Raw genomic sequence first — 16289 nt, 5'->3', positions numbered from 1 at the left:
GGCATCCGATGGAACCTCGCGAGGTTCTCCGTGCACCTGCCGTAGACCTCCTCAACCAGGAGGATGAAATAACAGACCTCTCGCCACACTCGTGTGAGTCGCGTTCCTGAACCGCGCCGAGCTCCGAACCCGCTCAAGCGACGATGGTATAGAGCACCACGCCGACAGCGATGGCGGTCGCTGTCCCCACGGCGAGCCAGCGCCCGGCGTCATAGAGACCCATCCGTCGTCTCCCCACATGCTGTGTTCGGTGCCACCACGCCAAGTGCTCAAGCAGTTCAGCGTGACGGAACTGGTAGGACGCCCCATAGGCACGCATCACGCCATGGCTGTGCATCTCTTGAAGGAACACCAACCAACGGAAAGGTAGTCGACCGGCAATAGAAAGAGCCAAGGAAACGATGAAGCACAGCAGTCCTGTACTTCTCTCCAGCCCCCTGAAAGAACTGAATATAAGAACAAAGAAAACGGGTACTAATGCCCCGAAAATGGACACGATGATCACATTGGGAAGAAACAGTTTGATGATCTCTGATCGTGTCGCATGACCAGTGGATATCATGGTATCAAAACCCGGATCGTGTTCGATTATGTGATCCACCATCCACAGTCCAAGTATCAGGAATGCTGCCAGGAAGAGACTCCATATCAGGAAAGTCAGCTTCAGTGGAGTGAGAAGGAAGGATCTCATCTCCCCTCGGAGGACATCGCTAGGGATACGCGGTTCTGATTGCCCAATTCGAGGCTTGGCGTCAAGTGCGCTCTTGGTTCCTCCCCTGTATGCCGCGAGGAACAACAGGGAAAATAGCATCCCGACCAGCATGATCTGAAGAACCAGAGCGGAGAGATCGGGACGAATGCCAGAGCCAGCCTCTTGGATGAAAAATCCAATGGAGGCGAGGCAGAGGAATGCGAAAGAGCCACCACAGACCACTGTTGCGAAAGCAAGATCTGCCTGTCTGCGCCCCACAAGAGAGGGCAGCCTCCACCACTCGAAGGCGCTTGTCTTCGCGCGCCACATCAAGTGGGCGATGTACCCCAGCGACTCTTTCGCTTCCTGAGGATTGATGAATTTGAGCCTTTGGTGGTTACCCTTCAGTGATCGCTTCATGAGAGCGGGGATTAGGCCACTAATGAGATGGGCGCGAAGGTCTACTTCTGCTGGAAACCTCTCTCGGTCCAGCAACACGGAGGGGTTCTCCCCTGCATCGATGTAGTTGACCCGTAGTAACCAGATCTTGAAAGGCGTGTCGAGTGCCTGGGCGAGTGTTCCCTGGGGGGAATCGGACATCTCATCGAGGAACAACTTCCAGTTTGGCTCCCTCAACTGGGACGGGCTGAGCATTGCCCTGATGCTTCGGACACGCTCCTCTGTGTCGAGAGGAGCCGCTTTCAGTACCGCCATGTTGGCCACCACACCCCTGGGAGGAAGCGCTTCGTTGTACTCGTCCGAACGGCACAGCAGGATGAAGGGACGCTCAGCGTCGGCGTCGACCTGCTCCAGGAACCTCGTGCACCAGTGGCGCCCCAGTTCGTCTGTGCCGTCGACTATCAGAATAATCTGTTTCCGCAGAAGCAGTTCACGTATCGGATTCGCCCCATAGCTCGCCCTTTTAGTGCGTAGATCCGGATACTCCCGTTGGATGCTCCGGTCGGCCTGGTCGATCATCCGCCCTCCATCCTCCAGGCACCAACTGGAGGCGTTAACCAAGACCGGAACTGGCGCCGAACAGTCTTTCTCTCTCTTCGTGAGTATAGCTTCACACAGGCCCAGTGCAATCGTTGTTTTTCCGATGCCACTGGCACCAACAATGGCCAACCTTTGATATCTGGTTTTGTTCAGAAAAAAATCTTCGAGTATCGGAAAATCGGAGGCGCTCACAGTGAACTCTTCCGTGTCTTTTAAAGCATGATCCGGGTGATCCATGACCTCAGAGGAGAGGCTCCAGGACGTCTTGACAAGACGAGCCTCATCGGCCGCTAGGACGTTCTTTCCCGCCTCGGCTCTGTCTCGTACCTTTCTCGTTAGGAAGGAGAGCGCCTGTTCTACTTGTTTGTCACTGGTGGATAAACGTGCGTCACGCCACTGGCGGATATCCGTGAGCTTTTTCCAGAGGTCAGCCACGATCCCGGCTAGAGAGGAGGCCTTCTTCAGGACTGCGATGAGAACAAAACCCAAGCTCAGGGCGGTGGTTGCAAGAGTGAGTAAAGTGAACATGAAGACATTCTGACACCTGGAACCCCTAGACGAGTGCGAAACGGGGAAATTCAGGACTGAACAGTATCTACTGAGCCTTCTCTGAATTCCTGGATCGCCTCCCTTGCTCATGAGGGGTGGGCCACTGCTGAACTTAGAGCAGCAGGTACCCAGTCAGCATAGTGTTGTTGCTGTCGGCGCGGCACGAAGCTGGTCGATCTGCTTGGCTGAATCTGCGGGGCCCGGTTAAACCGGGCCATGATCATCGGGCTCCTGCTGGATCCGCGTGATCAATTCCCGAAAGATAGCCGCCCAGCGTTCGTTCCCGGTGGTCTCGAACAGATCCACCGCCCGCTGCGCAGCATGAATTGGTCGACCATCGCCCTCCATCGCCAGGCCGAGATTGTTCCAAGTCATTGTCTGGTTGTTGGCGTCACCGGTCTGCTGAAATAGGTCAAGTGCGCGGGTGTAGGCCTCGATCGCCTCGGGGAACCGGCGCACTTCGTGCAAGGAAGCGCCGATGTTGTTCCACGTCATCGCTTCTTTCTGGGGATCACCCGCAGCGTGGAAGGCTTCGCGTGCGAGGGTGTAGGCGTCGATCGCCTCGGTGAACTGGCGCACCTTCTGGTGGACTGCGCCTATGTTGTTCCACGCTCCCGCCTGGCCATGGGCGTCACTAGTCTGCTGGTATAGGTCGCGTGCGCGGGTGTGCGCTTTGACCGCTTCCTCAAACCGGTGCACCTGTTGTAGCGCTCCTCCGAGGTTGTTCCATGCCTGTGCTTCGCCGTGGGCGTCACCCAGTTGTTGGTGGAAGTCGCGTGCGTGGGTGTGAGCCTCGACTGCTTCCTCGAACCGGTGTACCTCCTGTAGGGACGCGCCGAGGTTGTTCCACGCCATCGCTTCTTTGTGGGTATCACCCACTTGTTGATGCAGGTCGCGTGCGTGGGTGTGAGCCTCGACTGCTTCCTCGAATCTGCGCACCTGACGCAGCACGTTGCCGAGGTTGTTCCACGCCATCGCTTCACAGTGGGCGTTGCCCGCAGCGTGGAAGGCTTTGCGTGCGCGGGTGTAGGCGTCGATCGCCTCGATGAACCGCCAGGTCTGTCGCAGCGCCAGGCCGAGGTTGTTCCACGCTGAGGCTTCGCCGGTCTGGTCGCCGATGGCGCGGGCGGCGATCTGGGCGGAGCGTGAAACCTTTTCCCAGTCTTCGAAGTGGCGCCCACGGTCCATGTACTGGCCCAGGTTCAGCGGCAAAGCGATGGCGGCTTCGGTGTGTTCGAGGGCGGGAGCGGCCAGGGCCGCGGCCACCAGGGTGGCGCGTTCGCTGTCCAACCATTCAAGCGCTGTGTCCCGGTCAGGGAACAGGTCGGGGACCGAATACCCGGGCAGAGCCCGCAGGTGTTCGTCCGCTGCTCGGGCAGCACTCGCGTAGTGATCCAACAGCCGCCCGAGTGCTTGTTCCCGGTCGTTGGGTCGTCGAGGGTGGGTGAGGGCGTAGTCGGCGAGCAGGTCATGGGTCCCCCACCGGCCCACCGCAGGCTGGGTGAGCAGGTGTGCGGCCTGGAGTTCCTCCAGGACTTCCTCAACCTCGTCTTCATCAAGGCCGGTGAGGACCGCGGTGGCTGCTGTGGAGGTGCTCGGCCCCGGCGCGCCAGCCACCAGTAGGAACACCCGTACTTGGTCGGGGGCGAGCTGGTCCAGTGAGGTGTCAAAGACGGCCCGAAGCACCCGGGAGCGTTCGATGTCGCGGCCGGGGCCCTTGAGCTTGTCCACCCGAGAAGCGGCCCTCTCTAAACGTTGGGCCACCGCGGCCGGGGCGAGGCGGGCCTTACCCAGGAGTTGAGCCGCGACGATCTCCAAGGCCAACGGCAACCGGCCGCACAGCTGGGCCAGGCGGCCCAGCCCTTCCTGGTCGTCGGCGCGCGAGTCCTGGGGATCGCCCGCTGTCAGGGCAGTGGCCAGCAGTTCGATGGCGTCCGACAGCTCCAGCACGTCTAGGTCCAGATGGCGGGTGCCGATCAATGAGGACAGGTCACCACGGGTTGTGGTCACCAGCCGGTGCCCGCCCGCCCCGGGCAGCAGAGCCCGCACCTGGGCAGCGGAGTGAGCGTTGTCGGCCACCACCAGCACCGGGCGTCCTCGCTCGTCAGCGCCGGACAGGTTTTGTAGGGCGGAGCGGTAGAAGGAAGCCCGTGCCTGTTCCCCGAGTGGAATGTCTTGGGGGTCCACGCCCATCTGGCGCAGCAGCACGTCCAATGCCGCCTCGGCCGACTGGGGTTGGGAGTCGGGTGAGTAGCTGCGTAGGTCCACGAACAACTCGGCGCAGAACCACTGCTTGTGCTGGGCGATCGCTCCCGCAGCCAGGGCCAGGGCGGTTTTGCCGACCCCGCCCATCCCCGCCAGCGCTGAGACCACCACCCCGCTCGAATCGGCGCTCTCATCCTGTGCCTGGCCGGTGTCCTCGCAAGGTTCGTCCCTCGCGTGGACGGGGTCGAGTGCGGCCAGGAGTGTGCCTAGGTCCTTCGCGCGCCCGACCAAAGTAGCGGGGGGCGGAGGCAGGCCGTGCAACGCGGTAGGCGGCGGAGGGGGCAGATGGATGACTTGCTGGCCGATGACATCACGCCCGGCCTTAATCCATTTCTGTTCGATATGGGTGGTGGGGGCTTGAGGGCTGTGGTCTGCTCTGCTCATCGGCGAGGCCTCTTGCGCGGTGGGGTGGTCTGTTTGCCGATCACGTCCTTACCAGCACGGATGCCCCGCATACGGATTCGGTCCCGGCCCCGGCCGGTCTGAGGTCCGGTTTTGGCCATGACTGATCCCTCGGCCTTGACCCGGCTCAGGTCGATCGAATCACCACTGCCCTCATCGTCGTTGCCTGCTTCGCCACCGTCGACGACTGGGCGCTTTGGCCACGCGGCCACGACTAGGGTCGCCACCGTCACCGCCAACGACGCGATGCCCGCGATCTGGTTGAGTTCGTTCAGCCCCCACCCCAGCTCGGGAAAGACCCGGGGCACGGCCCAGAACCCGGCCAGCACCACCGCGACCACACCCAGCACCGACGCCCAGACCCTTTTGTGTCCCATAGGGGTGATTGTTCACCGGAAGGAAGGGCTGGGAGAGGGTTTGGCTGAAAACGGCCATCCCAGAGTGCTGGACTTATCCCTTGATACTGACCCGGGGGCGCGTCGAAAAGGAACGAGTTCACGACGGCGGCCACCCGGGGCACATGGTGTTCCGTGCTGGGTGTGATGGAGCTTGATGTATGCCGGGATCGCCTCCCGTCACTCGCCACCGCCCCTCACCTGAAGATCGAGAAGTAGCGACTCCTCCGTGTGGCCCGCCTCTAGACTCTGGCTCATGCCGAGAACCCTGTACCTGGTGTTGTCCGGAGCCCCCGCACCGGAAGGAACGGTTGAGCTCGTCCAGGCCTTCCACGGCCACGGCTGGCAGGTGACGGTGCTGTCCACCCCCACAGGCACGGACTTCCACGACCACGACCGGCTCGCCGACCTGACGGGCGAACCGGTCCGTGTCGCCTTCCGGATGCCCGGGCAGGGCAAGCCCCTTCCCCCTGCTGATGCGGTGTTGGCCTGTCCGCTGACCTTCAACTCCACGAACAAGTTCGCCCAAGGGTTGGCGGACAACTTCGCGATCGCCTTGCTGTGCGAGATGGTCGGCTACGGGGTACCCACCGTGGTGGTGCCGTACTGCAAACCCCAACTCGCCACCCACCCGGCCTTTACCCGCTCCCTGGAGACCCTGCGGGGAATGGAGCCGGTCACTGTCCTGCACGACTCCAACGCCCTCTACGAGGACCGTCTGCCCTCCTGGCAGCAGGTCATCGACACCGTCAACCGCCTCTGACCGAAAGGCACGACGTGGACCCCGCCACTCGAGGCCAGACGATCAAACGTGCCCGACGGCGGCACGGCTACTCCCAGAGCGTGCTCGCCGGACTCGTGGGACGCTCCGAGTCCTGGCTCTCCCAGGTCGAACGCGGAATCTTGTCGGTGGACTCCCACGAGATCCTCACCCGCCTGGCCCGCGTCCTGCGCCTGGACTTGACCGAGCTGACCGGAACCGAAACCGAGGCGGTCACCGACATGCGCTACGACGCCGCCCGCGCGATCGAGCGGGCCATGATGCGCTACTCCACCCTGGAGACCATCGTCGCCGAGACCGGCACCGAACCCCGCGTCGACCCCGCCTTGCTCTTCACCCAGGCACACCAGACCTACGCCGCCTATCAAGCGGCCCGCTACGACGAGGTCGGACGTCGCCTGCCCCGGCTCATCCGCGAGGCCGAAGCCGCCACGCACACCCGCGGCTCGGACCGGCCCGCTGTGTGCTCCTCCCGAGCCATGGTCTACAACACCACCGCCGCCCTACTGCGCCGCGTCGGGGAGAAGGACCTGGCCTGGCAGGCCGCCGACCGCGCCATGTCAGCCGCCGAGTGGGCCGACCAGACACTCCTGACAGCAGTGGGCGCCTACCGGCTCGCCTACGTGTTCATCTCGCGCGGGCGGCCCGCTGAAGCGGCGGAGCTGGCGATGGGCGCGGCCTCAGCGCTGGAGCGCCGCATGCGCCCCGGCACCCCCGAAGAGCTGAGTGTCTACGGCGGACTCCACCTCGCCGCCGCCACGGCCGCCGCTGCGGAGTTCGACCGTGCGGCGGTACCGCGCTTCCTACGCCAGGCCCGCCGTGCTGCCACTCGTTTGGGCGGTGACCACAACCTGCACGGGACCGCTTTCGGTCCAACGAACGTGGCCATCCACACCATCAGCACCGCCGTCGCGATCGGCGACGCCCGCACCGCAGTGGAAGCGGGGGAAGACCTGGACGTGGGCACGCTGCCTGCGGGTCTGGTCGGCCGGCGGGCCCAGGTCTGTTTGGACCTGGCCCGCGCCTATACCCAGCGCCGCCAGGACGCCGCAGCGGTCCACACCCTGCTGGACGCCGAACGGCTCGCCCCCGAATTCATCCGCTACCACCCCGGCACCGCCGGGGTGCTGACCGAACTGCTCGTGCTGTCGAAGTCGTCCGGCAGCAGGAGATCGGCGGCGATGTCCCAGAACATGTCCGCGTTGCGGACGGTGGTGGATACGGTACGCATGGTGGTGAATTCCTCCTCTGTTCGGGCGGTGGTCGGGATGGTCGACCGGATCAGTCCTCGGGGACGACCCGGAGGGTGTTGCGCCGCACCGGCTCGGTCGACATCGTCACCGAGTACTCGCTGTCGGCGTACTTGTCCAGGAACGAGGCGTCCACGGCCCGTTGGTCTCCTCGTCGGCGGGATCGACGGCTACGAAGCGCACAGCCTTCTCCACGCCGCCCGCCGAGATACGCCCGCGGCCCGTCTCCAGCGCGGGGCCGTACCACTTGCCCCGTGTGCCGTTGTAGGAACGGATGTAGATCCGGTCCCCCACCGGCACGGACCAGATGTCCACGGTCTTGGGGTCGTGCCATCGGGCAGGGTCGCCCCGATGGTGAAGTAGGTCTGTGCGTTGATGCGGTTCAGCTCGTCCTGGGTCCAGGCGCTCATGGTTCTCTCCTCCTTGTGGAAATCGGGGTGATGTGCGGGCCGTCCCGTACGATCGACGCGGCGGGGCCCGGGTCGGTCAGAGCTTGTCGGCGAAGAACGGACCGAGTTTGCTCAACGCCTCGGCGACCTCCTTCTCACCGTCGTAGAGCTCCATGTGGTTCGCGCCCTCCACGACGTGGAACGACTGGTCCTCACTGGCGGCCCGAGCGAACAGGTCGTCGCTCATCCACTTCGAACCGGCCCGGGAGCCGGCGATCACGAACAGCGGCTGGGTGAGGAACGCCTCGGCCTTGTGGAAGGCGTCGTAGGTGATGATCTGCGAAAGGCTGCGCGCGGTCATGAAGCCCGGAGCGTTCGGGTGCTCACAGCGGGGCGTGTGGTAGTACTCCCACGCTTGGCGCAGCTCCTCGTTCGGGGCGTCCTCCTCACGCATCGGAGCAAGCGGGAACGGGTTGCCCTTGCCCTGGGCGTCCGTGGTGCGGGCGTCGGCGCCCATCGCGAGCACGGGCGTGGCGTCGGCGTCCTTGACGGATCCGTCCCAGCCGTTGCGGAACATCTGGCCGATGTTGACCAGGCTCACCGTGCCGACCGCCTTGATCCGCGGGTCGTTGATCGCGGCGTTCGCGCTGTATCCGGCACCGGCGCAGATACCCATCGCGCCGATCCGCGCGTTGTCGACGTAGTCCAGCGTGGTCAGGTGGTCCACCACCGCGCTGACGTCCTCGGTGCGGATGTGCGGGTTCTCCAGCTGACGGGGCTCTCCTGTGCTCTCGCCCTGGAAGGACGCGTCGTAGGCGACCGTGACGAAGCCCTGCTCGGCGAGCTTGGCCGCGTACAGGCCCGAGGCCTGTTCCTTCACACCGCCGCCCGGGTGGGACACGATGACCGCCGGGTGGGTCCTCGACGCATCGAAGTCCTTTGGGAAGTTGATAACGGCCGCCAGCGCGGTGCCGTAGCCGTTCCTCATCTCGATGGTCGTGCTCTCGCTCATGATGCCCTTCCGGTTCCGTGCGGGCTCGAGTCCGGCGAGCCCGTCTGTGTCCGACGCGTCCATCGTGGATCGGACCCGGTGAGAATGGAAGGTTCCAATGGAACCCCCTCGGCCCAGGTCACGACATGCTTCGGGGGTTCTGGCCGAACCTGGTTTCCGGTGCGGAAGCCGTCTAGCGTGGAGATCATGACTGCGAAGGACGAGAGGGCGCGGGACTTCCTGGCCACCCGCCGCGCGAAGATCACCCCCGACATGGCGGGTCTTCCCAGGGGCGGTGGCGTGCGCCGCGTCCCGGGGTTGCGCCGGGAGGAGGTCGCGATGCTCTCCAGTGTTTCGGTCGACTACTACACCCGGATCGAGAAGGGTGACCTGACGGGTGTCTCCGACGACATCCTCGACGCCCTCGCCCGGGCTCTGCAGATGACTGAGGACGAGACGGCCTACCTGTACGACCTCGCTCGCACGGCGCGGCGGCCTGTGCGCGCCCGCGGCCGGTCCAGGGCCGCGACGTCCGTGCCGCGGCAGGTCAGGCTGCTCATGGACTCCATGGGCGCATTGCCGGTGATCGCCTTGGGCGGGCGTCTGGACGTTCTGGCCGCGAACGCCCTGGGGCGGGCCCTGTTCGACGTCGTCTACGACAGTCCCACGCGGCGGTCGTCGGCGTCCCCGCCCAACCTCGCGGCCTTCGTCTTCCTCGACCCGGCCGCCGACGAGTTCTACGCCGATCTCGACGAGGCAGCCGCCATCAGTGTGCGCATGCTCCGTGCCCACGCCGGAGCGATGCCGCACGACAAACAGCTGGTGCAGCTGATCGGAGAGCTGTCGACCCGGAGCGCGGACTTCCGTGTCCGCTGGGCCGCCCACGACGTCGACGTTCACCGTACGGGGGCGAAGACCCTCCGCCACCACGAGGTGGGCGAGCTCGACCTGGGGTTCGAGCAGCTCACGCTCGACTCGGCCCCGTCGGTCACCCTGTCCGCCTACGTCGCCGAGCCCGCCTCGCCCACTGCCGAACGCCTGCAGATCCTGGCCGCCTGGGCGGCGACCGGAGCGGCGGCACAACGCTGAGCACGGGGCACGCACGCGTCTTTGGGAGGTGCGAAGCGGTGGTGCCTCAGCTCTGGTGTGTGGGGTGGACCACCGATCGGACAGGCGTCGTCCCGCGAGGCCCCCTTGTACTACGCTTCCGCCGACATGTGCGCCCTGGCCCTGGCCGCGGCCTCCTCGCCCCCCACCGTGGCCTCCAGGTGCGGTCAGCTACCGAGGACGTGGGCGAGGCAAATCATCTGGCGGATCGCTCCTTGGGGCCCTGTCACCTGGTCAGATGCCTTGAGCTCGGACCGTGGACAGCAGAAGGCCCCCGCAACCAGAGGTTGCGGGGGCCGTGGTGAGAGGCCGAAGCAGAAAGAGCTAGACGCGGTCATTGATGATGGTGCCCAGTACCCCAGAGTCGACACCGTCATAGAACCGGGAGTGGAGACGATATTGGCCGTTGACACTCTCCTCTTGCCATCGCAGCCGCGCGACCTCTTCCTGCAGTTCCCGCTGCCTCCTGGTCAGGCTGCGTGCGGCACGGGACCAGAACTTGACGTCGTCCTCCAGCGCCTGCACGCGTCGAGCCAGGCTCCTGCTGCGCTCCTGCTCTCGAACCAGGGCCTGCTGAGCGGCGAGGTGAACCTGGCTCGTGTCGCCGCTGGTCAAACGCAGGGCGGCCTCCTGGACGGCTTCGCCGGCGTCCAGGGCGTGAGAGTCAGGACTGCGTCCATTCATCATGATCCTTTGCGAGGGCTGAAAATGCCCACCTGATCTCGGTTAAAAGGTTAACTTAAAGGACCGTAACAGCTGAAACCAGGGAAGGACAACGGGCTCGAACATCACAGCACAGTAGGCGTGTGGCTCCATCGTGCCTGGTGGGCGAGGTGGTGGGGCCGCCGCGCAACCTAAGTACATAAGTGTTCCCTAAACACTCTCCACCTCCGAAGTTCTTCGAGAAGAAACACTAAGTGCGGAGATTGAAGAAAATCGCATAAGGGAGGCAAAGATATCGCATGGACTTTTGAACGCCCAAGGATCGATCGGTAGAGGTCGACGTCATCGCGATCGCCGTGGTGGTGTGGATGCGCATACGCCACCGCGGCGAAGCACCGGCTCGGTGCGCCCGACCGGCGACGCTCGGCTCTGGGCCTCGAGCCCACCCATTTCGCTGGTGTTGGCCCTGTTGCGCTTCAGTGTCCCGACCCGGTCGGACACCGCTGCTAGCCGTCTACAGCCGGCGAACATCCTGTTCCAACGGGAAGGCTCTTGGCCCGGCGCCGCATCCACGGGTCAGGTGGGGAAGGGCCCGTAAGGCTCAGAACGTGCGAAGAGTTCCGCCACAGTGCGCTCAGCCTCGGGCCCAGAGGATCGGGCGTGGATGTGCCGGCCTTGGGCGACGCAGGCCTCGCGGCGCTGGGTGAAGTCGTCCTTGCCGGGACCGGCCACGTACAGCGAGGGGCCCTTGCCCTGCAGCAGAGGCCGGGCGGCCGTCTCCTCTTGGTAGGACAGACGCTGGTCGATGCCCAGCGCCCGCAACTCGACCAGGACACGGGCCAGGTCGTCCTGGTCCCGCCAGTCCTTGGTGTGGACCCACACCGCCACGTCCTTACCGGCCGCGGGGTCGGTGGCGACTGTGGCTTTCCAGCCCAAACGGCCTGCCTCGGTGGCCTCCACCAGGTCCGCCCACACCTGTGTGATGTGGCCGGTGGCGATGAAGGGCATCCACTTGCCGGTGAACCCGGCGTTGACCAGCGCCGCCACTTCCTTGCGTTCGGTCTCGCTCGCGGCCAGGTTCACGGCGTGGCGCCAGGTGTGCATCGGCAGGATCTTTCTCGTTCACTACAGGGTTGAGGTGTCAGCATCGCGGAGCAGGGCCCCGGAAGGGGGCGGTTCGCGCACCGAGCGGCCGGCCAACTGTGGCCGGCCGCTCGGCGCAAGCCCAGGTGCGGGCGGCTACGATCCGTCCCGTTCCTGGGGCTCGGTGTCGTCTTCAGGTGCCTCATCGTCGGGCTCGGGGGAATCGGGCTCTTCGTAGGGTTTGATCTTCAAACGCATACCGGCCCTCCTAACAGGGGTCTTCGGTGGCCACGGTGTGTGCCCGCCGGTGCCCACCCGGCTTCTGGAGCGAGCTCCTCGATCCGGCCCCGGGCAGGGACGGATCTCGCGCGGAGCGGCACACAGTGCGCTCCAAGGGAACTCTTCCCACCGCGCGGCGCTGAACCTCGGGACTTTCGTACTTGAATACGCAGCACCTCGCGTAGAAGACGCCCGTTCTCACGCCGGTCTCATTCTCTTTTGCGGTGGTCAGAGGTGGTTTTACTCATATCTGTTCCAGGAGCGCCTTGAATGAGAGCAGATCTGCTCTTTTCAGATGGTTCTGGATGTGTTGGAATAACGCACGGGCGGGATCCGAGGTCTCCCCAGTCACCCCTTGGGTTTCGCCCTGTCGGTCCGCCACCGACCTGCCCGCCACGTGCGGGCCCCCCTTTGGGCGGGGGCGGGCCGCATGTCCTGCTGGGGAGGCGCTTCGGGCGTTCGTCGTCGCCACCGCGGTGCCGCCCCGGCGGGTCATGGCCACCCTGCGGAATCCTGCATCCGAGGAGATCGAGAGTGCAGGTGATAGGTATTTCGGGAAGGTGGAGCCGTGGGACTCGACGAGGACCAGACCGCCCGAATCGCTCGAGACCAACGCATCATGGAAAAGCGCCGACAACAGGAAGAAGAAGCCCACCGAAAGGCACGATCGGACGCAATCCGTCGATGCCACCGGCACGGCATCGGATTCGCAAAGTTGATGCACGTCAACGGTGTTCTCCCCGCCCATGACTTCATGCTGGAATACCCGCCCGCGCTGCTCTGGTCGCCGGTGCGGCGCTGGCGCGGCGAGAGGAACACGGTCCGCGTCTGCGGAGTGTGGATCATGCGCCCCGAACTCGGCAACGGTCGCATGTTCAGACCGGGGGTGCTGGTCTCCGACAGCGGCGAGGTTCTGCCGTACCTGACACTGCCCAGGACCAGGGCCTGGAACAGGGGCGACGTCGACTTCGGTGACCTCCAGGAGCCGGAAGGGCCACCACAGTTCGGCGTCTCGCTACCATTCCCGATCAAGCGGGCGATGCCGGCCGAGGCGTTCACCGCCGACCTGCAGGAGTGGCCGCACTCCCAGATCCCCACCGATGATGACTGGCAGCGGGCCGCGGCCACGCATCTTCGCCAGGTGCTCTAGTCCGAGCGGATGCTCCTCGGCCCGGATGTCACCCCGCGCAGGGCCATGTGTGAGCGGCCACCTTGTGGGTTAGTGGCCTGTGATCGAACATCGGGGGTGAGCGCATGGGCCGTGACTACGATGCGCACGACGCCGAGGACGACGCCGAGATCGCCAGCCGGCTGTTGTGGGCGGCGGTGCAGACCATCCGCGGGGACGTCGAGGCCCTGGGGCGGGTCGTGGTGCTGCTGGCCGTGATGGAGACCCCGAACCTGCTCGGGGTGATGTCGGGGTGGGTGGCCGGTACCGAACTCCTGGCGCCGCGGCCCCAGGGTGCCGCGGCGCGTGCCGATCACGAGCCGCGTACCGGTCAGGTCTGGGAACTGGAGCATGGCGATCGGGGTGTCGTGATCGGTCACCGGATCTTCGCCGCGCTGACCAACCAGGACACCGAGACGGCCTCGGCGCTGTGGGATGCGGCCCACCTGCCCGATGAACAGGGCGAGGCGGTGGTCCAAGACGCGCTGCTGACGGTCCTACGCCGCTGCGCGCTGATCATCGCCCGCCAGGGCGGCAGCGGAACGGCCGCCTGAACCGTGTGCGGGAGCGGACCAAGGACGCCGGAAAGCGGCCATGGTCGCCCTGCCTGCTGAACACCGAGTAGTGATCGGTGAGGGACCACCGTCACATCCTGGAGTCATCCTTCTCGACCTCCGGTGACGTCTGTCATGGCCGACCCGTGCGGAACACGGAGAGAACCCATGATCGGTGACACTGGGTGACCGGACCGCGCCTGGCTAGGTTCGGATCATGGACCCGAACCACCACACCTTCGCCACACCAGCCTCTCCGTCTGAGCGCGGTCCGCGACCCCTCCCACCGGGTGTGGAGTACCATCGCGTGCTCGCCGGCGACAGGCGCCGCATCGGGCGCGGCATCCTGACGATCGTGCTGCTGGTCGTGGGGATGTTCGCGTTCAACATCGGTCTCTCGCTGGCCACCGCACTGATCGACCGGCAGATGGGCCACACCCCGCCGACCTTGGGCGGCACCGACCACACACTGCTGTTCCACTTCTCCAACCTGTTCTCGATCGCGCTGCTCATCCCGTGGAGCATGTGCCTGCAGCGGTGGCTCTACGGTGTGCGGGGGCCCTCGCTGCACTCGGTCGTCTCACGCGTGCGGTTCGACCTGATCGGGCGGTCGCTGCTGTTCATCGGCCCTGTGTGGCTGGCCGTCTCGCTCATCGTGCTGAGCTTTCGCCCCGTGGAGCAGGCCGCCCAATCCTCGGCCTACCTGCTTGCCCTGTTGGCCATCACCCTGCTGGTGACGCCACTGCAGGGAGCGGGCGAGGAGTACGGCTACCGGGGGCTGGTCTTGCGCATCGCCTCGAGCTGGAACCGGGGACCGCGCACTGCGCTGGTCGTCGGGGTCCTGCTTTCCAGCCTGGTCTTCAGCCTGGTGCACCTCTCCCTCGACCCGTGGTTCAACCTGTGGACCTTCTCCCTGGCAGTGAGCATGGCGGTCATCACCTGGCGCACCGGCGGTCTGGAGATCGCCTGCGTGGTCCACGCGCTCAACAACACGCTCACCTACCTACTGCTGATCGTCCTGCACGCCGATCAGAGCGCCGCGGTGGAGCGTTCGGCGGGCTCGGGGTCGGCCATCATGGTCCTGCCCTGCGCCGTCGTCATCGCGATCGCCGTGGTGGTGTGGCTGCGCACACGCGGTACCGGGCCCGCGCTGACCCCGCACCACCCCCAATCGCAGGTTCGGTGAGCCAAACCTGCGGCGTTGGGCTCCTGACACGGGCGGAGCAAGTGCGCCGGAAAGCGGTAATCGCTCTCCTCCCCGACTCACCACCGAGTGACGAGTCGGGCAGAAGCTACCGCTAAATCCTGCAGCGGTCCTCCTCGACCCTGAAGATACGAGGAAGCCCCCGCGCGACGCTCGATCGCGCGAGGGCTCCTCGTCTGGCCGTGACCTCCGGTCCCCCCTGACACCGGCGGTCCGGCTCGGCCGAGCGCATGGTTCCCCGACGGCGCTCGGCCTCGCACCCGCGTCACTTCCCCCAGGCCACGTCCGGCCGGACACTGATGCTCACCCGCGGCCCTACCCGGCACAGGGCCGGCAAACACGCGGCGGTGGCGCTTCCTTGAGGCGCCCCAAGGGCAGCGGAGGTGGTGGACCAACGCCTCGCCCCAGCCCTCATCGACCCCATGTCCCGGCAAAGGATCCCCGGATCACTTTCGCTTCCCCGGCATGGAGGAAAGGCTTCCCCGGAGGTGCTCCTTCAAGGGGCCGGCCGTCCCCTGTGCTCGCGGCACCGACGCGAACACGGGCCCGCTTCGTAAGGAGGTCGATGTGCCTGTCACCGAGACCCCGAATCGACGACCCACCACCCACGCACCGGAGGCTCCGGCCCCACGCCGCCCCGGCCCGGGGGAGGAGGACCTGGGCGAGGGCCTCCTACGCCGGTACAAGGCCCTGGACCCCGAGGACCCGCGAGCCCGAACCCTCCACGAGCGCCACTGTCGCGACCACACCTGGGCGGTTCGGGTACCCCGCTCGGCTTAGGAAGGGCGCAGCCGCCTGCTCTAGGTGTACTGACCTGAGAGGTTAGGAACGCGGGAGGCGGGAGGGCCGCCGAGGGCGGTGGGGAACCGGTGGTGATTGTCGTGGTGCAACCTCCCCGTGAACGCCTCCCGCTTCTCGGCCTCTGACCGGTAGGGGCGGGCGTAGGCCCATTCCTGGACCAGGGTCCGGTTGAACCGCTCGACCTTGCCGTTGGTCTGGGGCCGGTAGGGGCGGGTGCGCTTGTGCTTGATGCCCTGGCCGGCGAGCAGGTCCCGCCAGGAGTGGGACTTGTAGCAGGACCCGTTGTCGGTCAGCACCCGCTCCACCGTGATCCCCACCGAGGCGAAGTAGACCTGGGCTCGCTTCCAGAACCCGGTAGCGGTGTCCTTCTTCTCGTCGGTGAGGATCTCGCAGTAGGCCAGGCGGGAGTGGTCGTCCACGGCGTTGTGCAGGTAGGCGTATCCGGCCTTGGAGCGGTTCTTGCGGCCTCGGGTCCGGCCCAGCGCCTTGTGGCCGCCTCCGTCGGGGATGTTGCTGAGCTTTTTGATGTCCACGTGCACCAGCTCACCGGGTTTGACGCGTTCGTAGCGGCGCACGGTGCGCTCGGTGGCCCGGTCGGTGTGGGCCAGGCGGGGCATGCGGTGGCGGGTCAGGATGCGGTGCACGGTCGAGGGGTGCATGCCCAGGTGGCCGGCGATGCGGGCGGTTCCCCAGCGGCGGGTGGGGGTGCGCCCAGGGC

General features: G+C 65.6%; 14 protein-coding genes and 1 pseudogene. 6 read left to right on the top strand and 9 right to left on the bottom strand.

Annotated features, from left to right (window positions below; translation table 11 throughout):
• Nucleotides 1-133 precede the first annotated feature (133 nt).
• The 3 genes from DSY14_RS18505 to DSY14_RS18495 form a co-directional block, all read right to left on the bottom strand.
• The gene (locus tag DSY14_RS18505) at nucleotides 134-2218 is read right to left on the bottom strand and encodes a hypothetical protein (protein WP_211717846.1); all 2085 of its coding nucleotides are present in this window, start codon (nucleotides 2216-2218) and stop codon (nucleotides 134-136) included.
• A gap of 225 nt (nucleotides 2219-2443) precedes the next feature.
• Nucleotides 2444-4888, bottom strand: a complete 2445-nt coding sequence (locus DSY14_RS18500; RefSeq protein ID WP_211717845.1) for a tetratricopeptide repeat protein — start codon at nucleotides 4886-4888, stop codon at nucleotides 2444-2446.
• On the bottom strand, nucleotides 4885-5283 hold the full coding sequence (locus tag DSY14_RS18495) for a hypothetical protein (protein ID WP_211717844.1): 399 nt from the start codon (nucleotides 5281-5283) through the stop codon (nucleotides 4885-4887). Before DSY14_RS18495 ends, DSY14_RS18500 begins: the two co-directional genes overlap by 4 nt.
• Nucleotides 5284-5557: 274 nt before the next feature.
• On the opposite strand from DSY14_RS18495, the gene DSY14_RS18490 reads away from it, so the two are divergent.
• On the top strand, nucleotides 5558-6064 hold the full coding sequence (locus tag DSY14_RS18490; protein ID WP_211717843.1) for a flavoprotein: 507 nt from the start codon (nucleotides 5558-5560) through the stop codon (nucleotides 6062-6064).
• A gap of 14 nt (nucleotides 6065-6078) precedes the next feature.
• Nucleotides 6079-6258, top strand: a pseudogene (locus DSY14_RS29640) (helix-turn-helix domain-containing protein); the annotation flags it as partial.
• A gap of 1161 nt (nucleotides 6259-7419) precedes the next feature.
• Here DSY14_RS29640 and DSY14_RS29635 read toward each other — a convergent pair.
• Both DSY14_RS29635 and DSY14_RS18475 read right to left on the bottom strand, forming a co-directional pair.
• On the bottom strand, nucleotides 7420-7626 hold the full coding sequence (locus DSY14_RS29635) for a DUF2255 family protein (RefSeq protein WP_374224025.1): 207 nt from the start codon (nucleotides 7624-7626) through the stop codon (nucleotides 7420-7422).
• Nucleotides 7627-7818: 192 nt separating this feature from the next.
• Nucleotides 7819-8733 carry an alpha/beta hydrolase gene (locus tag DSY14_RS18475; RefSeq protein ID WP_211717842.1) on the bottom strand — a complete coding sequence of 305 codons (915 nt, stop codon included), beginning with the start codon at nucleotides 8731-8733 and terminating at the stop codon, nucleotides 7819-7821.
• Nucleotides 8734-8919: 186 nt separating this feature from the next.
• Here DSY14_RS18475 and DSY14_RS18470 point away from each other — a divergent pair, with 186 nt between their 5' ends.
• On the top strand, nucleotides 8920-9801 hold the full coding sequence (locus DSY14_RS18470; RefSeq protein WP_211717841.1) for a helix-turn-helix domain-containing protein: 882 nt from the start codon (nucleotides 8920-8922) through the stop codon (nucleotides 9799-9801).
• 342 nt (nucleotides 9802-10143) lie between these two features.
• Here DSY14_RS18470 and DSY14_RS18465 read toward each other — a convergent pair whose 3' ends face one another.
• The 3 genes from DSY14_RS18465 to DSY14_RS18455 form a co-directional block, all read right to left on the bottom strand.
• Nucleotides 10144-10506 (bottom strand): hypothetical protein, encoded by a 363-nt coding sequence (locus tag DSY14_RS18465; RefSeq protein ID WP_211717840.1) that lies wholly within the window; start codon nucleotides 10504-10506, stop codon nucleotides 10144-10146.
• Between the two features lie 552 nt (nucleotides 10507-11058).
• Entirely contained in the window at nucleotides 11059-11586 is a 528-nt protein-coding gene (locus DSY14_RS18460; RefSeq protein WP_211717839.1) for a putative phosphothreonine lyase domain-containg protein, read from the bottom strand.
• Nucleotides 11587-12088: 502 nt separating this feature from the next.
• Nucleotides 12089-12592 (bottom strand): hypothetical protein, encoded by a 504-nt coding sequence (locus tag DSY14_RS18455; protein WP_211717838.1) that lies wholly within the window; start codon nucleotides 12590-12592, stop codon nucleotides 12089-12091.
• Nucleotides 12593-12598: 6 nt separating this feature from the next.
• Between DSY14_RS18455 and DSY14_RS18450 the strand changes: the two genes are divergently transcribed.
• From DSY14_RS18450 to DSY14_RS18440, 3 genes are all read left to right on the top strand, one after another.
• Nucleotides 12599-12994, top strand: coding sequence for a hypothetical protein (locus tag DSY14_RS18450; RefSeq protein WP_211717837.1), 396 nt, complete (start codon nucleotides 12599-12601; stop codon nucleotides 12992-12994).
• A gap of 104 nt (nucleotides 12995-13098) precedes the next feature.
• On the top strand, nucleotides 13099-13566 hold the full coding sequence (locus tag DSY14_RS18445; protein WP_211717836.1) for a hypothetical protein: 468 nt from the start codon (nucleotides 13099-13101) through the stop codon (nucleotides 13564-13566).
• Between the two features lie 307 nt (nucleotides 13567-13873).
• Entirely contained in the window at nucleotides 13874-14752 is an 879-nt protein-coding gene (locus DSY14_RS18440; RefSeq protein ID WP_307851269.1) for a CPBP family intramembrane glutamic endopeptidase, read from the top strand.
• An 818-nt stretch (nucleotides 14753-15570) separates the two neighbouring features.
• Here DSY14_RS18440 and DSY14_RS18435 read toward each other — a convergent pair.
• Nucleotides 15571-16289: IS481 family transposase (locus tag DSY14_RS18435; protein WP_211717834.1), on the bottom strand; the 719-nt coding region annotated here is incomplete at its 5' end.

Source organism: Nocardiopsis sp. MG754419, from assembly GCF_018207095.1.
Taxonomy (GTDB): Bacteria; Actinomycetota; Actinomycetes; order Streptosporangiales; family Streptosporangiaceae; genus Nocardiopsis.
Note: the sequence above shows the minus strand (reverse complement) of the source record. Positions and strands in the feature narration are given on the sequence as shown.

Bases quoted from the DNA above. Each gene is read 5' to 3' on its own strand.
- DSY14_RS18460 (WP_211717839.1), bottom strand. From the start codon at position 11,586: ATGCACACCTGGCGCCACGCCGTGAACCTGGCCGCGAGCGAGACCGAA.
- DSY14_RS18465 (WP_211717840.1), bottom strand. From the start codon at position 10,506: ATGATGAATGGACGCAGTCCTGACTCTCACGCCCTGGACGCCGGCGAA.
- DSY14_RS18450 (WP_211717837.1), top strand. From the start codon at position 12,599: ATGCTGGAATACCCGCCCGCGCTGCTCTGGTCGCCGGTGCGGCGCTGG.
- DSY14_RS18500 (WP_211717845.1), bottom strand. From the start codon at position 4,888: ATGAGCAGAGCAGACCACAGCCCTCAAGCCCCCACCACCCATATCGAA.
- DSY14_RS18495 (WP_211717844.1), bottom strand. From the start codon at position 5,283: ATGGGACACAAAAGGGTCTGGGCGTCGGTGCTGGGTGTGGTCGCGGTG.
- DSY14_RS18470 (WP_211717841.1), top strand. From the start codon at position 8,920: ATGACTGCGAAGGACGAGAGGGCGCGGGACTTCCTGGCCACCCGCCGC.
- DSY14_RS18475 (WP_211717842.1), bottom strand. From the start codon at position 8,733: ATGAGCGAGAGCACGACCATCGAGATGAGGAACGGCTACGGCACCGCG.
- DSY14_RS18505 (WP_211717846.1), bottom strand. From the start codon at position 2,218: ATGTTCACTTTACTCACTCTTGCAACCACCGCCCTGAGCTTGGGTTTT.
- DSY14_RS18455 (WP_211717838.1), bottom strand. From the start codon at position 12,592: ATGGGCGGGGAGAACACCGTTGACGTGCATCAACTTTGCGAATCCGAT.
- DSY14_RS18490 (WP_211717843.1), top strand. From the start codon at position 5,558: ATGCCGAGAACCCTGTACCTGGTGTTGTCCGGAGCCCCCGCACCGGAA.
- DSY14_RS18445 (WP_211717836.1), top strand. From the start codon at position 13,099: ATGGGCCGTGACTACGATGCGCACGACGCCGAGGACGACGCCGAGATC.